General features: G+C 33.3%; 17 protein-coding genes. All 17 read right to left on the reverse strand.

Translation table 11 applies throughout. From position 1 onward, the window contains the following. Window positions 1-46 precede the first annotated feature (46 nt). The 17 genes from ACRXC1_RS15100 to ACRXC1_RS15180 all read right to left on the reverse strand — a co-directional run bounded on the left by ACRXC1_RS15100 (window position 47) and on the right by ACRXC1_RS15180 (window position 20,694). Entirely contained in the window at window positions 47-2,596 is a 2,550-nt protein-coding gene (locus ACRXC1_RS15100; RefSeq protein ID WP_433660030.1) for a hypothetical protein, read from the reverse strand. Window positions 2,597-2,698: 102 nt separating this feature from the next. Further along, window positions 2,699-3,100: a 30S ribosomal protein S9 gene (rpsI, locus tag ACRXC1_RS15105; RefSeq protein ID WP_021267519.1), complete on the reverse strand. Its 402-nt coding sequence runs from the start codon at window positions 3,098-3,100 to the stop codon at window positions 2,699-2,701. Between the two features lie 15 nt (window positions 3,101-3,115). Then, on the reverse strand, window positions 3,116-3,553 hold the full coding sequence (rplM, locus tag ACRXC1_RS15110) for a 50S ribosomal protein L13 (RefSeq protein WP_021267593.1): 438 nt from the start codon (window positions 3,551-3,553) through the stop codon (window positions 3,116-3,118). Window positions 3,554-3,789: 236 nt separating this feature from the next. Beyond that, window positions 3,790-6,642 carry a BamA/OMP85 family outer membrane protein gene (locus ACRXC1_RS15115; RefSeq protein WP_433660032.1) on the reverse strand — a complete coding sequence of 951 codons (2,853 nt, stop codon included), beginning with the start codon at window positions 6,640-6,642 and terminating at the stop codon, window positions 3,790-3,792. Then, window positions 6,630-10,574 carry a translocation/assembly module TamB domain-containing protein gene (locus ACRXC1_RS15120; RefSeq protein ID WP_433660034.1) on the reverse strand — a complete coding sequence of 1,315 codons (3,945 nt, stop codon included), beginning with the start codon at window positions 10,572-10,574 and terminating at the stop codon, window positions 6,630-6,632. The genes ACRXC1_RS15115 and ACRXC1_RS15120 overlap by 13 nt, the downstream gene beginning before the upstream one ends. Next, on the reverse strand, window positions 10,571-11,458 hold the full coding sequence (locus ACRXC1_RS15125) for a hypothetical protein (protein WP_433660036.1): 888 nt from the start codon (window positions 11,456-11,458) through the stop codon (window positions 10,571-10,573). Before ACRXC1_RS15125 ends, ACRXC1_RS15120 begins: the two co-directional genes overlap by 4 nt. A 153-nt stretch (window positions 11,459-11,611) precedes the next feature. Continuing rightward, window positions 11,612-12,184, reverse strand: coding sequence for an elongation factor P (gene efp / locus ACRXC1_RS15130; RefSeq protein ID WP_392911065.1), 573 nt, complete (start codon window positions 12,182-12,184; stop codon window positions 11,612-11,614). A gap of 9 nt (window positions 12,185-12,193) precedes the next feature. Beyond that, complete coding sequence (locus tag ACRXC1_RS15135) at window positions 12,194-12,628, reverse strand: type II 3-dehydroquinate dehydratase (protein ID WP_433660039.1); 435 nt, start codon at window positions 12,626-12,628, stop codon at window positions 12,194-12,196. Next, window positions 12,621-13,481 carry a tetratricopeptide repeat protein gene (locus tag ACRXC1_RS15140; protein WP_433660041.1) on the reverse strand — a complete coding sequence of 287 codons (861 nt, stop codon included), beginning with the start codon at window positions 13,479-13,481 and terminating at the stop codon, window positions 12,621-12,623. The genes ACRXC1_RS15135 and ACRXC1_RS15140 overlap by 8 nt, the downstream gene beginning before the upstream one ends. Continuing rightward, window positions 13,482-15,278 carry a type IV pilus secretin PilQ gene (gene pilQ, locus ACRXC1_RS15145; protein ID WP_433660043.1) on the reverse strand — a complete coding sequence of 599 codons (1,797 nt, stop codon included), beginning with the start codon at window positions 15,276-15,278 and terminating at the stop codon, window positions 13,482-13,484. It abuts the gene before it with no gap. 72 nt (window positions 15,279-15,350) lie between these two features. After that, window positions 15,351-15,785, reverse strand: a complete 435-nt coding sequence (locus ACRXC1_RS15150) for a hypothetical protein (RefSeq protein ID WP_433660045.1) — start codon at window positions 15,783-15,785, stop codon at window positions 15,351-15,353. Further along, window positions 15,782-16,435 (reverse strand): type 4a pilus biogenesis protein PilO, encoded by a 654-nt coding sequence (pilO, locus tag ACRXC1_RS15155; protein WP_433660047.1) that lies wholly within the window; start codon window positions 16,433-16,435, stop codon window positions 15,782-15,784. Before pilO ends, ACRXC1_RS15150 begins: the two co-directional genes overlap by 4 nt. A gap of 2 nt (window positions 16,436-16,437) precedes the next feature. Then, window positions 16,438-17,067, reverse strand: a complete 630-nt coding sequence (locus ACRXC1_RS15160) for a PilN domain-containing protein (RefSeq protein WP_433660049.1) — start codon at window positions 17,065-17,067, stop codon at window positions 16,438-16,440. Further along, window positions 17,064-18,236 (reverse strand): type IV pilus assembly protein PilM, encoded by a 1,173-nt coding sequence (pilM, locus tag ACRXC1_RS15165; protein ID WP_433660051.1) that lies wholly within the window; start codon window positions 18,234-18,236, stop codon window positions 17,064-17,066. Before pilM ends, ACRXC1_RS15160 begins: the two co-directional genes overlap by 4 nt. A 63-nt stretch (window positions 18,237-18,299) precedes the next feature. Then, window positions 18,300-19,073: a prepilin peptidase gene (locus ACRXC1_RS15170; RefSeq protein ID WP_433660053.1), complete on the reverse strand. Its 774-nt coding sequence runs from the start codon at window positions 19,071-19,073 to the stop codon at window positions 18,300-18,302. Then, window positions 19,073-19,840: an ABC transporter permease gene (locus tag ACRXC1_RS15175; protein WP_433660055.1), complete on the reverse strand. Its 768-nt coding sequence runs from the start codon at window positions 19,838-19,840 to the stop codon at window positions 19,073-19,075. Before ACRXC1_RS15175 ends, ACRXC1_RS15170 begins: the two co-directional genes overlap by 1 nt. Then, entirely contained in the window at window positions 19,837-20,694 is an 858-nt protein-coding gene (locus ACRXC1_RS15180) for an ABC transporter ATP-binding protein (RefSeq protein ID WP_433660057.1), read from the reverse strand. Before ACRXC1_RS15180 ends, ACRXC1_RS15175 begins: the two co-directional genes overlap by 4 nt. Window positions 20,695-20,723 lie beyond the last annotated feature (29 nt).

Consider the following 20,723-nt stretch of genomic DNA (forward strand, 5'->3'; position numbering starts at 1 on the left):
TTAACATACGATTCTTATCGGATATTCTACTTAATACTTTAGTCTTTTAATCAAGCTCTATCGTATTGAAATTACTAAATATCTCATGGTTATCGAGAAGAACTAGCGTATTGCCCTGGCCAGTTAACCCCTCAAGTAATTCACATATTGATGAAAGTTCATTAATTGATAGACCGTAAGAAATATTTGTTAGCACAATAATCGAATTTTTAACCTTCTTATCAATGGCCTTAAGGAGTTTAACGCGAAGGCGCTCCCCACCAGAAAGTGAAGGAATTGTTCGATCGAGAGTTAAGTAATCGAGATTAAGAAGTTTTAAATATTCGATTGTTCTTTTAATCTTAGGTGTTGTAGGAAGTGTTTCAAATAAAGTTGATATCGGTGTTTTACATGCATCTATTATCGTATACTTTCCATCTGTGATAGTGGCATAAAATTTCTTCAGGCCTGTTCCACCACACTCATCACAATCAAAAGTAACATCTTCTAGAAACTGCATATCAATTTCTTGTATACCTTTACCTTCACAAACTGCACATTGACCTAGTTTACTATTTTTAGAAAAGTGTCCTTTCTCTAAACCAAGAGACTTAGAAACAGGAAGCCTTGAAAAATAATTTCTCACATGGCCACTTAAGTCTAGGGCCGTCCCGACAGTAGAACGACTAGTCGACTTCTCAATCCTTGTTTCATAAATAAAGATATTCTCAATTCCATCAGGATAGCTTAAATCATCTATTTCATAAGAAGTTTCAAAATCGTATTTTTCATTAAAGATATCTTCATTTAACTCATTAAAAAGTGCATTGATTACAAGTCTCTTATCAAATGAATCCATTTGAGTCTTTACTTGATTGATTGTTCCAACTTGAAACTTAATTTCATTATATCTAAAGCCCTCAAACTCAATATTTTTAAAAGTAATTTCTTCATCAACACGTTTCTTTTTTGATGATTGTTTTTGAATTTTTTCTATTTTAGGTAACTTATGTGCGACAACTTCACCACCAAGATGACCTGCCCCTGGACCAATGACAATATTGTGATCACTTCCCTGCTGTAGAACTCTACTATGTTCAACCATCACAACTGTATTGTTTATCGAAAGATTTTTGAGAAATTTTAATAAAACTTTTTGTTCATCTGAGTTCATTCCAAGACTAGGCTCATCAAGAACAAATAAAGATCCACTTCCTTGAAAGCTTAAATAGCGTACTAAGAGGGACTTTTGGTATTCACTCGTTTCTAATGACTTAAGCTTTGTCATCAATGGAAATTGCCCTAAACCTAATTCAATGGCAATTTCTAACTTGCTTAATATTTTTTTTACGATCGTATCACTTTTGTCTACAAATAAGTTTTCGTATAACTCTTCTAGAGTAAGAGATAAACAATCTCCATATGAAATTATATTCTGAAGTTTTCCACGATGAAGTAAAGCACTTGGAGAAACTCTTCTTCCCTCACAAACATGACAACACTTTTCACTTTGAAGAGACCTTAGAAAAATTCTTGCTGAGCGCTTGTAGCGTTTTTCTTCAAGCCCATAGAGAAAGTTTAATACACCATAAAAGCGTCCACTTCCATTCATAAGAATTTCTTCAACTTCATCTTTTACATCACAAAAGCGACTATCTGGAGACACCCCTATTTTTTTAATTTCTGCTACAAAGTATTTATAATGCTCGCTATACTTGGCATACTCTAAAAAAGTAATGGCACCGTCAGAAATTTTTTTCTTAGGGAATTTTACAATTTTATTAATATCATAACTAAGTGTTGATCCATATCCCTTACATTCGGAACATGCCCCTACTCCATTATAAGGAAGCAGGTCACTAATTTGCCTCGCACTACGCACATTCTCTTCAGAACATTTAGGACAAAAGGCCGTTGTATTTAAATTGAAGTGCTTTAACTTATCTTGTCCTGCAAGATAAACACTTAACTGAGCAACTGCACTATTTTTAATTAGTTCCATCCATTTTTTTCTAAATTGGCCAATACTCTTAGGCTTCATTCGAAAGATCTCCCACTGGGAATCTTCTTTATCAAAATCACGAATAGTCTCAGTTTTTGAATCAAAACTTCTCGCAGGCATTCCATTTATGTTTTCGAGATAATGATCTTTACCAATAAGCACATGGATAACTTTACAATCATCGCTAAGAGAATCCGTTATGTCAGTTTCAACTTGTGAAAGTCCATCAACAAACTCATTTCCATGTATCAAGCACTTTGTAGAAAATGGTTCAAAATATAGCTGTGCTAATTCATAACTAATCTCTAATTGGTCGGCCATATTTAAGCGCGATCCAACAATTGGATTGTTTTGCGCTAGACTCCAAACTGGTAAAACAGGTGAAATACTATCTACTTCAGCACTTGTAGGAACTCTTTCAAAAAAATTCATTGAAGATGGTAGTGAATTTAAGAATCTTCTTTTGGACTCATTTGCCAGTGTATTAAAAACAAGTGAGGATTTTCCTGATCCAGACACACCTGAAACACAAGTTATCTTATTAATCGGAAACTCGACATTAATATTTTTTAAATTATTAGTTCTTACGCCTTTAAGCTGAATGGATTTTGCCATAAGGATTTATAGCATAGAAGAAAAGTTTTTGGTAAGCCCTTGAATAGACAAGGCCCACAAAAGTGGGCCCTGCATATATTCGAAAATATTGTAAGATAAATCTTAACGCTTCGAGAATTGGTACTTTGCTCTTGCACCTTTCTGACCAGCTTTTTGTCTTTCAACTTTTCTTGGATCTCTTGTAAGGAATCCAGCTGATTTAAGCTCGCCTCTAAGAGCTGCATCGATCTTAAGAATTGCTCTTGCAATACCAAGACGAGTAGCACCCGCTTGACCAGTAGTTCCACCACCAGTAACGTTGATCTTTAGATCATATTTATCTGCAAGTTTAAGTAGGTTTAGAGGTTGGTTAACAACGTATCTATCTGTACCTTTTGTGAAGTACTCTTTGATATCTCTATTATTAACAACAACTTTACCAGTTCCTGCAGCCATGTAAACTCTAGCAACTGAAGATTTTCTTCTACCAACTGCCTGTGAATCCCAAGTTTTTCCTTTAGCCATAATAATAACCTCTTACTAGAATTTGTATTCTACTGGGTTTTGAGCGCTATGAGCATGCTCAGATCCAGCAAAAACCTTAAGTTTTGTTAGTTGTTTTCTACCTAGAGAATTCTTAGGAAGCATACCTTTAACAGCGTTCATAAGAATCGCTTCTGGCTTTCTTTCTAATTGTTCTTTAGCAGTTCTTTCTTTAAGTCCACCAGCATACCCTGTGTGTCTGTAGTAAACTTTATCGTTCCACTTATTCCCAGTAAATCTAACTTTTTCTGCGTTAATAACAACAACAAAATCACCAGAATCTGTATGAGGAGTGTACTTTGGTGAGTTCTTCCCTCTTAATACATTAGCGATTTCAGTTGCTAAACGTCCAACTACCATATCAGTAGCATCAATTAAGTGCCATTTTTTGTCAGCGTCTGCTGGCTTCAACACAAATGATTTCTCAGTGTACATAGTAACCTTCCACTTTAATAATGTTAAAAATCAATAAAACGTAAACGCATCATCAGAATAAAATGATTTGTTTACAACACTTAAGGACCTAAAGGCCCATAATTCCGTTGTTTGTGGGGTAACGGGTTTCGGCAGATATTAAACAATTTATGCCAATAAAACAATGGGAAATTGTTATTTTTTTGGCCATGCGTAATATTTTCTTCGATCTTAAGTCTTTGAAATTACGAAAATTCCTAAAATTGGCCAATCGTGATGTGGAAACGGCCAAATGAGTCACCACCAACGCGGTCTAATTTTATACCATAGTCAAAATCCAAGGACCCAATTGGTGTAAAAAACTTAAAGCTCATCCCTACTGATTTTAATAAGTCGAAGTTATCAACTTTATCAACAAATACGCGTCCCGCATCAAAGAAGACAGCAATGGCAGAATAGTCGCCAATATAATATCTTGGTTCAAGTCTGAAGTTTACAAAGAAAGCCTCACCTCTAACTGTTGTATCATTAATATACGTACCGTCTGTTAGTCTTCCACTTTCCAGATCACTATAACCACGAAGATAATCACGTCCAATTAAACGAAAAACTTTTAAAGGTGGAATATAGCCTGTTGTCATTGGCTTACCATCTGTATCGATAATAATATTTCCACTACTATCTTTAACAATATCACTTGAGAAGTTATGCTCGTACCCTAGGGCAATCGAAGTTGCTAAAGTAATATCTCCCATAGGGATATAGTTAAAATTTCGAACGACGGCCTTGTGATAGTCAATTGTTAGGTCTTCACTTTCTTGCGAACCAAGGTAAGGGTTTGCAAATTCCCAAGAGAAATTAAACCAAGAGCCTTTCTTAGGTAAGGTTTTATTATCTCTAAAGTCTAAAGATAGCTCTGGTCTGATTGCACCAATAATATACTTATCTTCATCAATTGCATCTGTTGCATCAAACTGTCTGATATTATCAAATTCATAAGTCAGGCTCATTGATAAGACATCAGAGAAGGTCTTAATTAGCTGCGGAGAGAAACTAATGATATCAGCATCAAAATCAGAGTATCTTTTTCTTTCGTAACGAGCAGTGGCCTTAAAAGTTACTTTCGATTTGAATAAATCGTAGAATAAATACGGCTCAACATATTGGAACTGTACTAATCCTTCTAATAACTTTCTTGAATTCTCCCTTCTTCGATCATCAAGATACGAGAAATCAGTTCTCCAGTTTGTCTGTGCCTTGAAGATGAAAGAGCGGTTCATTCCATTGAAGTTATTATAAGAAATTGTCGTAGAGAATTTTAAACCGAGATCGGTTCTAAACCCTGGGGCTATTTCGGCAAGGCCAAAATCTTTCTCAGTAACTTTAATAACAAAGTTTAGATATTTCTCTGTTTGTGAAACTTCTTCTCCAACAAATGAAGAAATATTTACGTTTGAAAATAAGCCAAGTTCTCTTAAGCGTGCAATAAAGTCGTTCATGGCCTTAGGGGTAACAAGATCCCCACGCTCTAACGGAAGCTCTCTTCTAATAACAACATCTTTAGTCGTCGAGTTACCAGTTACAATGACATTTCCAAGATAGGTCTTTACACCAACACCAAATTTTAGATTTAATTCAATTTCGTTAGTTGCGGAGTTTACATTGACAATCTTTTTCGGACGTTTTTCAGTATATGTGCTGAAGTAATAACCACGTGTCTTTAGTGAAATCAGGGCATTCTTTAAATCCTCATCAATGTGAACAACATTGAAAGGTTTCCCTATTTTATTTTTAAGAACATCTTTAATAAAGTATCTGGCCTCTTCATCTTCAACACCCTCAATATTGATTTTACTCAAAATATATTGAGAACCTTCTGAAATTGAAAAAGATACAATTGCAGCATCACCACCATCGATAAAGTCGACTTTAGGCTTTTCAATATTAACGAAAATATAACCATCTTTAACATAAATCTCTTTGATCTTCTCAGAGGCATTCTCAAGTCCTCTTTCATGTAGATAGTCTGCCTTTAACAAATCTGAATCAGTCTTATAGTAAACTTCTTTAAGCTTTTTACTGTTTTTGAAGTGATTTCCATTAAAGTTAATTTGAGCGACTTTGACCTTACGTCCCTCATCGATAGTAAAATAGAAGTTTAAAATTTTATTTCCATTAATATCAAGCCCACGAGCTTCTGTTAGCTTAGACTTTGCATAATAGTAACCATTTTCACGATAGAAGTTAACAATATGACGATTAAGTGAAATATCATCAAATCTTCCCTTATTATTTTGAATATACTTTTTAACATGAGAGAGAAGGTCGTTATGATTTAAACGATAGTTATTATAAAAATTAACACCGAATCGAGAACCTAATTCAACATTAAAAACCAGCTCATAATTACCGTTACCAAGAACGTTCAATTCTTCTTTTACTCGTGATAGCCAAAAACCGTTTCTTATTAATAAGGAACGGTACTCTTGAAGCATTTTTTTATAATTCGTAAAATCAAGAGAGCTTCCCTTAATACGATGCCAGAACTTCTCTGCTTCGATTAAATTTACTCCAGATAAACCATTTAATTTTATTTCTTCAAGTCTCCTGATCTCATTCTTTAATAGATTTAGAGTAATCTTTATTCCTTCTTGATTTAGTTCTTTAGAGATTGAACCTACTTTAGAACCCTTTTTAAAATACTCTTTACCTATGGCCTTAAGTCCCTCTTGTGCTGACATATCGTCAAAGTAGTCACCTTCCTTCAATTTAAAATCGTTTTTTATACGACGATTAAGAACAGAGTCTGTCCCCTTTACATTAATTGATAGGATTCTAGGTTTTGTTTCTACAACAATATTTAGACGGCTCTTTTTAACTTCATAATAAAAAGTTTTATAATATGGTTTTGCTAATTCAAATTGAATAATTCGACTTAGCTCTTCACGAGTTAATTCTTTTCCTTCGTACTTTTTGAAACTTTCGATGATAAAAAGACATTCTTCACGTCCGGTACAATCAATATCAACATTTTTGATATGTATATTTTCGGCACCAAGAACAGAACCAATTAAAAAGATGAATGTGGTAATTAATCTTAAAATGACCATTTATATTTTATGTCGGCTCCCACTGAACCGTCTGTTCCTTCTTTATTATTAGTATCATCTTCACTTTCAAAGATCCCTTCAATAGAGAGTTTATCACTTATACTATAATCAACATTAATCGATTGTTTATTACTTTCACTATCAAAGGTATTGGAAAACTTTAAATTGATATTGTCATTTACTTTTTTGGTAATCTGTAGCTTCGTGGCCGTCTTTACAGATTGTTCTGATTTCGTAGCTTCTTCAATTGGACTATCAGAACTTTCAGTAAACTCTGGTAAAACACTTAGTTTTAACCCAAGTGCAGCATCTAGGCCTTCATTTATATTTAACTGGTCAACCAGAAATGTACCAATTCCAATAGTCGTTAAGTTAGTTCTTTGACTATCTTCCAAGTTTTGAGAAAAGTCAGATGTTACTCCAAGAGTGAGTAAAGAAAAGATATTATCACGAGAAAGAGATGGATTTGACTCTAAATTGATAGAAATGTCATCAACTGAACCAGTGATTCCCATTTCGATATCATATTGTCCAATAGTTGAGTTTGCTAAAAGGTTAAGAGTAATAGGCTCAATATTCTCTTCTTTCGTAAAGTAAACAACACCCTCAGATAAGATGAAATCATTACCTCTAAATTTAAACTTACTTAATCCTGGAACAATAATAAGTTGTCCCTGCATGGCCGGATTAGTAAACTGTCCATCAATATGTAAATCACCTGCTATTAAAAGATCTGCTAAGCGATTTCTTAGCCTAACTGTCTCTTTAATACTTAAGTCGATATCAAGATTGATTAAATCAGGGATACCTCTTTGATTCTGGGTAATGTACTTGCTCAAACTTTTATTGAATTCTGAAGAAGACTTGAAGTCATTAAATTCATTTTCAATAAGTCCACCATTAACAAAAACACTTCCTTTAATTAAATAAGGAAAACCACGGCCACTTAAGGTCAACTTACCATCTGTATTAATAATAGATCGCGACTCAACCTGATAGCCTACATTTGTATAATTAGAAGTTATATATACTTCAGGTAGTGGAAAACTTGCTTTTATATATCCAGACAAGTCAAAGTCACCTGAGCCAATCTCGCCACTTAGATTATTGATTAGTATTTTTTGGTCACGATAGGCGCCGACACCACTTGCATTAGAAATTTCTAAAGGAACACTTTTTAGCTTTAGTCCAAAGTTTGAAGTACTTAGAGAATGGGAAACGTCATATTTTTTACGATTTCCAACAATAATCCCCTTACCTTTAATAGTTCCAAGAATCCTTTCAATCTCACTTGTTAAAAGTGTTAAATAGCTAAGATTAATATCTAAGTCTTGTACTAGTTGGAAACTTTTATCTACGTTTCCACTACCAATTAAGTGATAGAAACCACCAGAACCACTCAATGATAAATTAAGTTGCTTAATCTCCGATTGGTCAATCTCAATTGAAGTAGGTTTTTTTAAAGTTAAAGATCGTCCATAATTACTTATATGAAACTGTGTTAAATTCATAATCGAACTTACTGGACGATTTGGATCGAAGTCGTAAGTTAGTTGTCCACTAAGCTGAACAAAACCATTCAATTCATTGTTAAAAGAGTTGTGTTCCGATATAAATGATAGGGACGGTTTAATATCTGGCATATCGACATTGTAGTTTAGGATAACTCGCGGATAACTTTTACTAAAGTCTAACTCACCGTCCATATGAATACTTTGATTAAGAATATTTGTATTAAAGTTAATTATCTTATCCTTAAAACTAAACTCTAACTCCGAAGCACCAATTTCGTCATTTCCAACTTTTGTTTCAGTTAGATATGCATTCCCTTTTCCCCTAAGAACGCCATTTCTCTTTGCTTCAACACTAGCAGAAAAGTGGCCATTATAACCTAAGCCTAGATCACGATATCGATAAAAATCACCAAGTTTGATTGGTGTTGTAATAAAAGAAATTTCTTCAAATCCATTCTTAAAATTATAAATAAAGTCTGCCGATGCACTAGATCGGTTCTTCTTAACAAAAGCATCTTTGACTGATACATCATCATTTGAAACGATAAGCTTCAAAGAGATGCTATCAATAGGCTCTTTATAAATGCTCACCTTATCTGAATTGATATTTAAAGAAGTAATAAAATTAGAAAATTTACCATTCAAATTTACATCAGCATTAAAAACACCTTCAAAAGGTGTCGTATAAATTTTTATATCTTCCCAGATTGGCTTAACATTTCGTTCTAGCAGACTTAGATCAACACTCTTGAGTCCAATATTTAAATCAACTTCATCTTTGACTAGATTTACAGTTCCTGAAATAGAGGCTTGGCCATTGGTCCTATTTCTAAGTTCATTTACATAAATAATATTCTTATCAATTGAATATTTTAAATTTGCACTAGACTCTTTTTCCAAAAGAAATCCAAATACTTCAACATATTTTGCGTTCAAAGTATTCACATCGATAATTACTTCATCTGAACCTTTTATCGAAATATCAAAGTCACCTCGGCCTTTTGCAACTTTAGCAATCTCCCCACCTAGATCAGAGATGCTAAAATCATTTGCTTTAACAGTGAAGTCCACTTCACTCCCAACAACAGATCCCCAACCTACAAGCGACGAAGAGTTACTTTTTGCATTAATACCAATTCGAAAAACACTTCCTGCAAAAATATTGAGACTAGATATGTCTACTTTCTCAAAGTTTAAAATATTATCATTAGTAGGTTTTAGTGCTAAATTTTTGATATAAAAGGGACTACCTTCAATACTATCAACAAGAACACTTCCATTTTCATCCATACTTAAGAGAACGTTCCCATTTGCACGTCCTTTCAAAAGGGTGAAGTCATCACCTAAGAAGTATAAAACGTCATTCAAGTGAAGGTTTTTCGTTTCAACGACAACTTTATTTTCAACGACTTTATTCTCACTAAAGTTCAAGATTAACTCATCTGATATTTTAGCCTGGCCATTATTTATTTCACCAATAAATTCCTTTATTGTAAGTTTATTATTATGAAATGAGTATTTTGATTTAAACGTGTCGAGGTTTACAAAGTCAGAATGAATGTTGCTACCATTGGAAAGTCCACTTACGAAAATATCTTTCTTATCAATAGCTCCTGTTATCGTCGCCTTTCCTTCAAGGATACCATCTATATTTACACTATACTTCTTCTTTAGCTCCTCAAAACTATCAAAATTTATTTTATACTCAATATCTGAATGAATTTTTTTGTTTTTAAATTCATATTTACCAGAACCGCTTATTTTAGAGTCTTTAATAAACACATAACCATTTCTAACACGAATGTTATCTTCAACTATCTCAGCATCTAAAAATAAATTATCAACAATAGCACCCTGCCAACTCACATTTTCAATATCTAAGATAATATCGTAACTGTACTCGAATGGACTTAGTGCCAAATACTTTATTGGAATGTTGAGATTGTTTTCAGCAATATAAAAATCAGAATTTCTAATTTCAATTTTATTAATTTTAAAAGGTAATTGATTGGTTACATTATTAAGCGTGTTAAAAATACTCACTTGTGAAGTATCATCTTCACTCTTTTCTAACTTTTCAAGAACAATGTAACCATCGCTGAAGTCTACTGCGTTAAATCTAACATTTGATGAAAATAGGCTTAAAAGAGAGAATGCTGCAGAAACATCCTTTACATGTACTTCTAACTCGTCTTTCACCTTAAAGTTTACATCTTCTAGGATAGTACGAGGAGGAAAGAATCCACCGGAAACCCTTGAGAATGAGAGAGTCATATTAGAATCAAGAATGATATTCTTATTTATATATTCAGTTAGTATTGTTGAGACATACCTAGATTGAATAAATCGCCAAGCTCCAACAGCAAGAAGTCCGAATGCAAGTGTGAATATGATTAGAAATTTATTAACAAATCTCATCTCTTCAACATAACCTCTACATTTCTATAACCAGGATATATTCGGTTAACAATTATTGCTAGGAAGTAAGCTCGTTCCTTATTACCAAGTTTTCGATAGGCTACGGCCATTTCAAATAGAGTGTTTATATATTCATCTTTCGACTCACAACCATCCACTAGTCTTTCTCTTAGTTCAACTAGTGTTAGGAGCTCATCCTTTTTATTTAGAGTTGTCTCATAAGCTTCAATATATTCTCTATCTAATGTACGTTTTGGTGCAACTCTAACAAACTCCGAAATATCATCAAAGTCTTTTAGGTAGTAGTTAATAGCTCTTATCAGATCATTATCATCACTATTCTTCCCATACTTATAGATAATAGACTTATGCTCACTTGTTTCGAAAAATAAAGGAATGACTTTAAAAATAGATTCGATGAACATTAAAGGGTCAATTAACTCTATGTCTCTTTCAAGTTTTTTTCTTAAAGTTGCGTATTGAAAATATTTCTCAGAGTTTTTAACAGTACTAATCGTTGAAATAGAATTTGAAAAAGTTTCATCTACTTTTTCAGTACTTAATACACTTATATAAGAATCAAAATTTTGTGAGTATGAAACACTGAAATGATTTAAAATATTTTTTAATTCATTTAGTCGATTTATTTTTTTTCGTTTTAATAAATAACCAATTAGATTTTTTATTTCGATTGATAGTTTTTGTACTTTTCCATTTGAATGAAATAATAAAATTTTTAAAATTGAATCAATATATAGATTCTGACTTAATAATGATTCTTCATTTTCGATACTATGACTTTCTAAAAACGCAATGAGTTCCTGCGTACTACCAAGTAACGTTTTGATATCATAATTTGTATTTGTCATTGTGTTTTCTGACACATTGCCTCTGGTATAAGAAATACTAGTAACTATCTAATATTATTATATCAAATAATTAATTTAATTAATGTTAAGCGTACTTTTTACCACAGAAATAATTGGATTAGAGACAAGAAAAAGGCCCTTTTAAAAGGGCCTTCACTATTAGAAAAATTATTTATTTACACGTTCTACGTAATCGCCAGTTCTCGTATCAATTTTCAGGATTTCACCTTCTTTGATAAATAGTGGAACGTTAACTTGAAGGCCTGTTTCCATAATTGCCTTCTTTAGTCCACCTTGAGCAGTGTCACCCTTTAGGCCAGGGTCAGTTTCTGTAACTACAAGCTCAACAAAGTTTGGAAGCTCAATCGAGATTGGTTTTCCTTTATAATATAATAGTTCTACTTTAATACCTTCTTGAAGGTAATTAGCCGCGTCTTCGATATATTCTGTTGCTACGTGAATTGTTTCAAATGTTGATTGGTCCATGAAGTTAAACCCTTCAGGATCATTGTATAAGTATTCTACTTCTTTTTCATCTAGATCTGGTTGCATTGCACCCGTTGCTACACCTGACTTAAAAGTTCTTTCAATAACTGCACCTGTTTCAAGGTTCTTAATTCTTAACTTGTAAAAAGCAGAACCTTTACCTGGATTAGTGAAGTCACATTTAATACAAACATATGGTTTGCCATCGATTTCTAGTTTTAAACCTTTCCTAAAGTCATTTGTCGATATTTCCATAAAAATCCTTTAAATTAATTGCGATAATATTGCTAGGAAGTAACCTTTTTCTTTTAAACCTTCTATCACAGCTGTTGAAGATTTTGCAGTAATTTTATTCTTTCTAAACTCCTCTCTGAGGTTTGTGTTTGAAAGATGTACTTCAATTACTGGACATTTCATAACGCGCAAAGCGTCTAATATAGCAATACTAGTATGAGAAAAGGCCGCTGGATTTATGATCAGAGCTTTAATATCAGACTCCGATGCGGCGTGTATTTTTTCAATTATTTCTCGCTCGCCATTAGATTGAAACCATTCGACATCAACTTTGTACCCAAAGTCCTCAAATTTTTTATTTGTATACGACTCGATAGCGGCAAGGTCTAAGCTGCCATAGATTTCGGGTTCACGCTTACCTAACAAATTTAAATTAGGTCCATTAATGACTAAAAATTTATCCATTTAAAACTTCGCTGCTTCTTTTCTTTAGATATGATTCAAATAGCTCAAATGCCATTGATAGTTTTTCGAATTCAACCTTCGGCTTTTCTTCTAGCTTTTTGGCAGTAGATTCAAATGCGGCCATTAGATCTTCACGCCCTTTGCTCTCACTTATCTCATCAAGTCCTTCAAGCTCTCTTAACCTATCTTGAATTCTCTTATCATCTGGATTTTCAACTAGTGCGCTATTTAATACCTCAATAGCTTTTTGCTTGGCACCTTGTTTTAAGTAAAGATCAACTAGAGTATGACTAAAGATTTGTCCTGGTTCTTCTTTACTCTTGTCTTCAACAACAGGCTCTTCTTTTATTTGTGGAACTAAGCTTAAAGTGCTCCAGCTTTCAATCTCGTCATCAAGATTAGAGATATCAAAAGTCTTTTGAGTTAAGTCCTCATCTTCAACGCTATCGAAGTTATCATACTTAACAATAAACTCAGTCGCTTCCATATCTTTAGGTGAGATAAAGAGAACTCTCTTGTATGTATTAAGAGCTTCTAGAATGAGATTTTGTTTAAAGCAAGATTGTGCAAATAATTTTAAAAACTTTATATTATCGCCATTTATAGAAAGCTGAGGCTTTAATATAGTATACGCCTCTTCAACCTCATCCTTTTCAAGGAGAAGTTGTCCATAAATAATGATTGCAGCAGAAAAATTTGGATGATGAATTAAGCCTCTTTTTAGCAAAATAAGAGCTTCATCGTTCATACCAACTTTGCGATATACTTCTGCCAGAGGAGCAAAGACTTTCGACCGAGGGTCTTTCTCCAATTGACTCTTATATTTTGAGATTAAATTATTATAATTTTTCATCTACAAGCTACTTGTTAACCCAGCACGTTCTTGGTTAATAACCCTTGGAGTGATGAAAATGACAAGTTCAGTCTTACTCACTTGAGGATTATATGGAGTTCTAAATAGCCAACCAACAATCGGTACATCCTTTAAGTAAGGTACACCAGAGTGTGATTCAATTTTCGAGTAACTATAAAGTCCACCTAAAACAATAGTTGATCCATTCTCAACAAGAACATTAGTCTTTACTTGTCTCTTTGTTTTATCAGGTGGTGCTCCTGCCGCTGGTGCGGTACCAAATTGCTCTTTTGATAGTTCTACAATTAAATCGATTGCCCCATCATTTGCAACCTGAGGTGTAACTGCAAGACTTAACTCAGCAGTTGTTTCCTTAAATGTAATTGTAAGATCCTCACCAGTTCCTTCTCTTTCTTCGAATGAAGTAGTATCGGTTGAAACAATCTCAGCTTTTACATTATGCTTAGTTACGACACGTGGTGATGCAATAATCTTTCCTTTCGACTCACTTTCAAGAAGTTGTAATTGAAAGTTAAGGTCAAATAAGCGACCAAAACGAGAGATTGTTACACCAAGAAGATTTCTTGTTGCTTCACCAGTTGTTGGAGCACTTGAAAAACTTAACCCCGGCCCTGAGATACTCGTGCTACTCGCTGCTCCTGTTATCTCCGTTGATGTAGGAATTTGTCCAATAGGATCATATCCAAAATTTAAACCATTTTGTAGACCAATTTGCTTTTGATAACCTTCGTTGACTTCAACAATTTTTGATTCAATCAATACCTGAGGTGTTTGACGATCTAGGATATCAACAATTTTTGCAATCTTCTCTGTCGTCTCTAAGGTATCATTAATAATTAAGTTGTTTGTTCTCTCATCTGCAATAATTGAACCTCTTGCAGGAGTTACATAGTCCTTTAGAAGTGTTGTTAAGTCTTTTGCTTTTGAATATGAAATTGGAAGAATTTTAGTCACTAGAGGTTCCGCAACTTCTTTAATTTGTGTCGCTTCTCTCTCTTTTCTCTTCTCTTCAGTTGCTTGAGCAAGAGTTTTAATTGTTAGGATCGCCCCATTCTTTTCAGCAACAAGTTTATTGATTGATAAAACAGTATCAAGTGCTTGGTCCCATGGAACATTCACAAGATTTAGTGATAAAGGTTTAAGCTCCGCTACATCATTTGTCATGATAACGTTAAATCCAGAAGCATCCGCAATTAAATCAAGAATATCGTTAATCTTCATGTCTTTAACATTTAAAGAAATCTTATTACCAACGTATTTTTTTTGTCCTGAAAGAGTTAGGTTCTCGAGAATATCTTCCATGCTCTTAGATTTTGGCTTTAAAAGTCTTTCAGCTTTCTTTTCTTCAACTGCAGACACAACGTTATCTTGCTCTTTTGAACTAGCAAAGGCACCGTAACGATTTTCAAAGATAATGCTCGCTAAATTTCCAGAGGTTTGAATTTTGGAACGTACGTTATCACGTAGTTGTACAACAACTCTAATATCTTGAGAACTTCCAGGTGCTTTGAATGCCGAAACAAATACAACACTTCCAGAGAACTCAGATGTATCAAAGGCCCTTAGAACTCTTTGAGTTGAAATGGTGTTTTCAATATCGATGATTACTTGCTTATCTTTTACAACTTGAAACTTCTTGATCTTGAAGTCATTCTTATCAAAATTAAAATTCAAGTAACTTAAGTCATCTTTTTGTTGAAAATCAATTTTCGTTAAATTTGCAGATAGTGCAAAAAATGAGTATAGAATCGATACTGCTATGACTATTTTTTTCATTTTTACTCTTCCTAAGTAAAATTATTATATTTTAATGATATCACAATTTGAATTTTATAAAAGTATTATGCATTACTCAGATAAAGGAAGTATTGTTTCGAGATACTCTTCTTCATCATATACATTAATAATTTTCTCAACTAATACTACCCCACCAGGTAGAATTGCTTTAACTTCAACTTGATCTGGGCCAATTTTCATCCCTTCTTTAATTATGACAGCTTCTGATAATCCTTCATCATCAACTTGCTTAATTATAGCTCTTGCATCTTTACCTAAGAATATTCCAGTCACTCTTAAGCGATCAATTCTCAAGTGGTCAGTTGTAAGCTTATTTGAAAATCCAGTAAACTTCTCTCTTCTGGCTTTTTTATTACCCATTTTCTTTTTATATTTTACCTTAAATGGGTCACGGATATTACGGCCAGAACTTAAATCAGACGAAACTTCTCCAAATGAGAGATATGAAAATAAACAGATGAGCATTATTTTGCTAAATTTTATCATTTTCTCTTCCTAGTTCTTTTCTTTGGCGCTGGCTTCTTTTGTTTTTCGCTTAACTGCTGCTCAATTTCTTTAATACCACGTTTTTCTCTATGATTTTGATTATAAATATAACTCTCAATTGTCGCATAGAGATTGATAATCTCGTATCTAGACTTATTCGTTTTTGTAATTTTACTAAGATTAATATCTCTAACATTAAGAATTCGCTCTTGTTTAGAGATATTTTCTAATAATAGTAAAAATTGTAAGTAGGTTCCTTTTCCAGAAAATGTATAATACTTCGTTATGTAAAACCCATTCTCTTCTTGACCACTTGGATTAATCTGTACATCTTTAATTTTCAGACTCTCACCTAGTTTTTTGATGAGATTAATACTTTCGTTATCACTTATATCTTTAGGTAAGCGTCTTTGTGTTTCTTCCAATTTTTGAGCAACGATCTCAATTTCTTCTTTCTTTTGCTCAACATCTCTCTCATAGTCTTTAAGTTTTTTTAGCTCTTTTTTCTTCTTAGCTATTCGACCATTAATCGCATTAAGATCAGACTGTAGGACTTCTCTTTCTGAATCAACTAGATTATAAGCCTCGTATGCCTGAAAGGCTCCCCAAAGAATAAGTAGTAAATATAGCTTATTAATTAATGATAACATTACTAAAGGTCTCCATATGATTGAACTTTCCCTTCAATCGAAAAACTTTGTAACGTTACGTTTTCACCATATAATTGGTCCTGTATCTCTTTCAATTCTTTCATTCCAAAGGTCTCTGAACTAAAGCCATTTCTTGGGATGAAATATTCTAGCTCCTTCACATTATTGATGAAGTCCCCAACTGAAGAGAAAGAAATGGACTCCCCTTCAATTTTGATAACTTTCTTATCATCGATAGTCAGCGTATTGAACCAAATATCATCATTTAAAGAACTAGACAGACCTCTAAGAACTTTATATGGATTTGATTTCTTTGACATTACTTGTGCAACAAGTGCTTCACGACTTTTAAGCTCTTCAATTCGCTTGGTAAATGCATCCATAACTTCTGTTAAAGAGCCATAAGAGTCTACATCTTTCTTAATCTTGTTATAAGTTGCTCTTTGCTGAACAATCTGATCTTGAATATCTTTATTTTGATTTTTAAAATTTGGAACCAAATAAGATGTCATCGCGTAGTACATAGCATAAGCAATCACGAGTGATTTCTTATTCACCTTATTAAGATCAACACCAAGAATAACTGGAAGCTCTATTGGCTTCTTTTTTTCTAATAGGTTAATTTCTATCATTTTGGAAACTCCCTAAGGGCCAATCCAAATGAGACAACACCTTCGTGGGCCATATCATTTAACTCTTCATCATCAAAATCATTTTCATTAAATTCAATTTCATTAAATGGATTTAGTACGTTTACATCAACACCAAATGAAGATCGAATCTCTTCTAATAAATTCGGTAATCGAACAGAGCCGCCGGTAACAGTAATATTTTTTAATGAATCATCTGATGTAGCATTTATATAAAAGTCGTGTGCCTTCTTTAGCTCATTAACTAGGGTTCCATTGATTTCGTTAATAATCATTAAAACATCGTCTGGAACGCCTCCGCCAGCGGACATCTTTTTCAAGTCCTCTGCCTCTTGGAAGGTAACTCCTAACTGCCTTTGAATTTCTTCAGTAATGCTGGCACCACCAATAATAATTTCCTTAACAAAAACGGGAATACCTTTCTTAAGAACAATAAATACAGTCGCCTGAGAACCTATATCAATTAACAAAGTAGAAGGAATAAGTATCTTATTAACATCTGTACTTGTTGTAGGCTCGAAAACGTCCTCATCGAAATCTTTAGTGATGCTACTTTCGATATCATCATCTTCAGAAGCAAGTTCATAAATATTTGTGAGAGCAATAGAACATAAGTCCACGACTTTAACTATTTTACCCAAGGATTCAATTATTGACTTGAATGACTCGAGAACATCTTTTTTAACTGCACAAACAATAACATCGAGACCTCCCCCCATGTTTTCGCCTATAACATACCAATCAATATTACAGTCCTCTACAGGAAATGGAAGATACTGCTCGGCTTCCCAAATAACTTGATCTTCAAGTTCTTCGTCATCACCACCAGCTAATTGTAACTTTTTAATGACTGTATTTGGGCCAGATAAACCAAGACAAATATATGGTTCATTCACCTTAGCATCTTTGAAGGCTTCCTCTAAAGCTTCTTTGAGAGCGTCCTCATCTTGAATTTCGTCTTCGATAATTGCAGCTTCCGGAAGTGGAACAGATGCATACTTAACTAATTTATAAGTATCATTTTTAGTAATTATTTTAGAGACCTTTACTGAGCTTTGACCGATGTCAACACCAATAAGTTCTTTAGGTACTAAACCTAAACCTTCCCTAATTTTAAATATAACATCCTGTATATCAATATTCTTCTTCATCCGTGACCTATCAAAGTATTATTTTATTATACTCTGCACAGTCCAGTCATTTCAAGAAGTTATTTAAAACAGTAATGCGCCCAGCATCATTTTAAAGACACTTGGAAAGTAGATTTGTATCACTGCAACGATGATTATGAATGGCCCAAAGGCAATTGCCTGATCTCTTTTGATAACCTTAAACATCAATAGCGGCAGCATAAGTAAACTACCAAAGATGCACGAAAAGAGCATATTGTGAATAATTCCAAGTGGCCCGAGATATATACCTAAGACGCCAAAGAGCTTGATATCTCCACCGCCAAGACCGATGACCCCCTTAATTCTATAAAATAGGTAAGTAATTAAGTAAGGTACTAAGAATCCTATCAAACCACCAAGCACCCAGTGTTTCCAATGAAAGAAAAAAACAACATGAATGAAGAAGATCACACCAAGGTATACATTGATAACATCAGGTAAGATTTGGTGTCGAATATCAATAACAAAGTGGACAAGTAAACAACAGGCAACAGTGAAGAAGAATAGATATGACGTTAGGCCATGAAGACTAATATCGTCGCCAAATAACAAGAGAGAAATTGATGCTGTTAAAAATTCTATTACGGGATACTGAAAGCTTATATTTGTTTTACAATTGGCACACTTCCCCCTTAAACCTATGAAGCTGAGAATTGGTATATTGTGAAACCATTTAAGTTGAAATCCACATTTCGGACAGCGAGATCGATCAATAAAGAATTTTTCATTAGTCGGAAGTCTAAGTATTAGAACATTTAAAAAACTTCCAATAAGAGCGCCAAAAATAAATGCATAGATTTTAAATAGAATTATCATTAGCTCAACTCTTTATTTTTGAAAACAAAAGCATTAATGAATGAAAGCACCAAAATATAAGCTACACCATAAAAATAGCTATTCATAATATTTTGACTTGAGACAAGATCAGTATTGAAAACAAAAGGTTTGTAATTAAGTAAATTTAAGTCCGGCAATACTGCTTTATAAAGTCTAAGAACAAGTTCTAACCCTTCACGATTTTTTACAAAAGATAAACTAGAGATATGTGTTATGGCATGACCAACAAAGTATATAACGACAGTATTAATAACACTAAGAGCACGTGAAGTTATTAAGCTAAAAAAGAGGACTACTAAAAACAAAAGAATTGACTCTAAGATCCCTAAAAACAACGAATTAATAATAACGCTATCTAAAACTCCACCACGAAATAAATAAACAACTAGAGAAGTTCCAAAAATAATAAAGGAGCTTAGAATTAGAATCGAAGAAACTCCCAAAATTTTCCCTAATAAGAATTTAACCCTCGAGATAGGACGAGACAGGGTTATGTAAATAGTTCTTGATTCTATTTCATCTGACAATACATTTACACCTACAAATATTGCCAATATATTTGCGGCCAAAGAAGCCCCCCCTAGCCCAAAATCAATTGATATCCTCAAAACATTTCCATAAGAAAATTCTGAAGTTATATAACTTAAGGTTAAAATAAAGAGAGCAATCCATAGGGTAAGATAAAGAACTCTACTCTTAACGATATCCTTAAACGTAAATTTAGCAATTGTTAATATATTCTTCATTTATTTAACCGATATACTATTTCTTCTAGAGACGAGCTTTCTCTAATTAATTTCGATATTTTTGCTCCCGACTCAATTAGTTCTAAAACTTTCTTATCTTTAAGATCTTCTTCCACTAACAGTTCGCAGTCCTTGATTCCATCATTATACTTTATAACAAACTTATTACTTGTATTCTGAGAAACTAATTCCTTGATTGGACCATTGTAAATAATCTTTCCGCTCTCTAGAACCACAACATCATGACAAACTTCTTCTACATCATTTACAATATGTGAAGAGAAAAAAACGCCAACACCTTCTTCATTCACTTCTTTAATGACGTCCTTAAACTCTTTTCGCCCAATTGGATCTAGTCCTGAAAGAGGCTCATCCAAAATGATAAGACGTGGATTATGTAGAAGAACAGAAACAAATCCAAGACGTTGCAGCATTCCTTTCGAGTAACCTTTAATTTTTCGATCTAAAGCAAATTTTATTTCTAGCTTCGTCGCCCATTTTTCAATATTCTTTTCAATTGTCTTATTTTCAATCTCTTGTAATTCACCACAGTAAGTTAAGAATTCGTAACCTGTTAAATTCTGATAATAGTATGGACGCTCAGGCATATAGCCAATAAGCTTCCTTACTTCATCCTCAGTCCAATCAATATCTAATATCTTAATTGAACCAGTATTTGGTTTAATAAACCCAAGTATAATTTTAATTAATGTTGTTTTCCCAGCTCCATTTGCGCCTAAAAAACCAACAATCTTTCCATTACTAAGTTCAAAACTGACATCTTGTAATGCCACGAAATCTTTATTCCAAAAATCTTTCTTAAACGATTTCGATATATTTTCACAAATTAACATAGAAGCCTTTTTATTTTTTTTAATACTAG

Source organism: Halobacteriovorax sp. GFR8 (genome assembly GCF_050955245.1).
Classification (GTDB): domain Bacteria; phylum Bdellovibrionota; class Bacteriovoracia; order Bacteriovoracales; family Bacteriovoracaceae; genus Halobacteriovorax_A.

Coding starts and splice junctions, on each gene's coding strand:
- pilO (WP_433660047.1), bottom strand. CDS start 16,435: ATGTTATCATTAATTAATAAGCTATATTTACTACTTATTCTTTGGGGA.
- pilM (WP_433660051.1), bottom strand. CDS start 18,236: ATGAAGAAGAATATTGATATACAGGATGTTATATTTAAAATTAGGGAA.
- ACRXC1_RS15150 (WP_433660045.1), bottom strand. CDS start 15,785: ATGATAAAATTTAGCAAAATAATGCTCATCTGTTTATTTTCATATCTC.
- ACRXC1_RS15175 (WP_433660055.1), bottom strand. CDS start 19,840: ATGAAGAATATATTAACAATTGCTAAATTTACGTTTAAGGATATCGTT.
- ACRXC1_RS15180 (WP_433660057.1), bottom strand. CDS start 20,694: ATGTTAATTTGTGAAAATATATCGAAATCGTTTAAGAAAGATTTTTGG.
- ACRXC1_RS15140 (WP_433660041.1), bottom strand. CDS start 13,481: ATGAAAAATTATAATAATTTAATCTCAAAATATAAGAGTCAATTGGAG.
- efp (WP_392911065.1), bottom strand. CDS start 12,184: ATGGAAATATCGACAAATGACTTTAGGAAAGGTTTAAAACTAGAAATC.
- ACRXC1_RS15115 (WP_433660032.1), bottom strand. CDS start 6,642: ATGGTCATTTTAAGATTAATTACCACATTCATCTTTTTAATTGGTTCT.
- rplM (WP_021267593.1), bottom strand. CDS start 3,553: ATGTACACTGAGAAATCATTTGTGTTGAAGCCAGCAGACGCTGACAAA.
- rpsI (WP_021267519.1), bottom strand. CDS start 3,100: ATGGCTAAAGGAAAAACTTGGGATTCACAGGCAGTTGGTAGAAGAAAA.
- pilQ (WP_433660043.1), bottom strand. CDS start 15,278: ATGAAAAAAATAGTCATAGCAGTATCGATTCTATACTCATTTTTTGCA.
- ACRXC1_RS15160 (WP_433660049.1), bottom strand. CDS start 17,067: ATGATAGAAATTAACCTATTAGAAAAAAAGAAGCCAATAGAGCTTCCA.
- ACRXC1_RS15135 (WP_433660039.1), bottom strand. CDS start 12,628: ATGGATAAATTTTTAGTCATTAATGGACCTAATTTAAATTTGTTAGGT.
- ACRXC1_RS15100 (WP_433660030.1), bottom strand. CDS start 2,596: ATGGCAAAATCCATTCAGCTTAAAGGCGTAAGAACTAATAATTTAAAA.
- ACRXC1_RS15170 (WP_433660053.1), bottom strand. CDS start 19,073: ATGATAATTCTATTTAAAATCTATGCATTTATTTTTGGCGCTCTTATT.
- ACRXC1_RS15120 (WP_433660034.1), bottom strand. CDS start 10,574: ATGAGATTTGTTAATAAATTTCTAATCATATTCACACTTGCATTCGGA.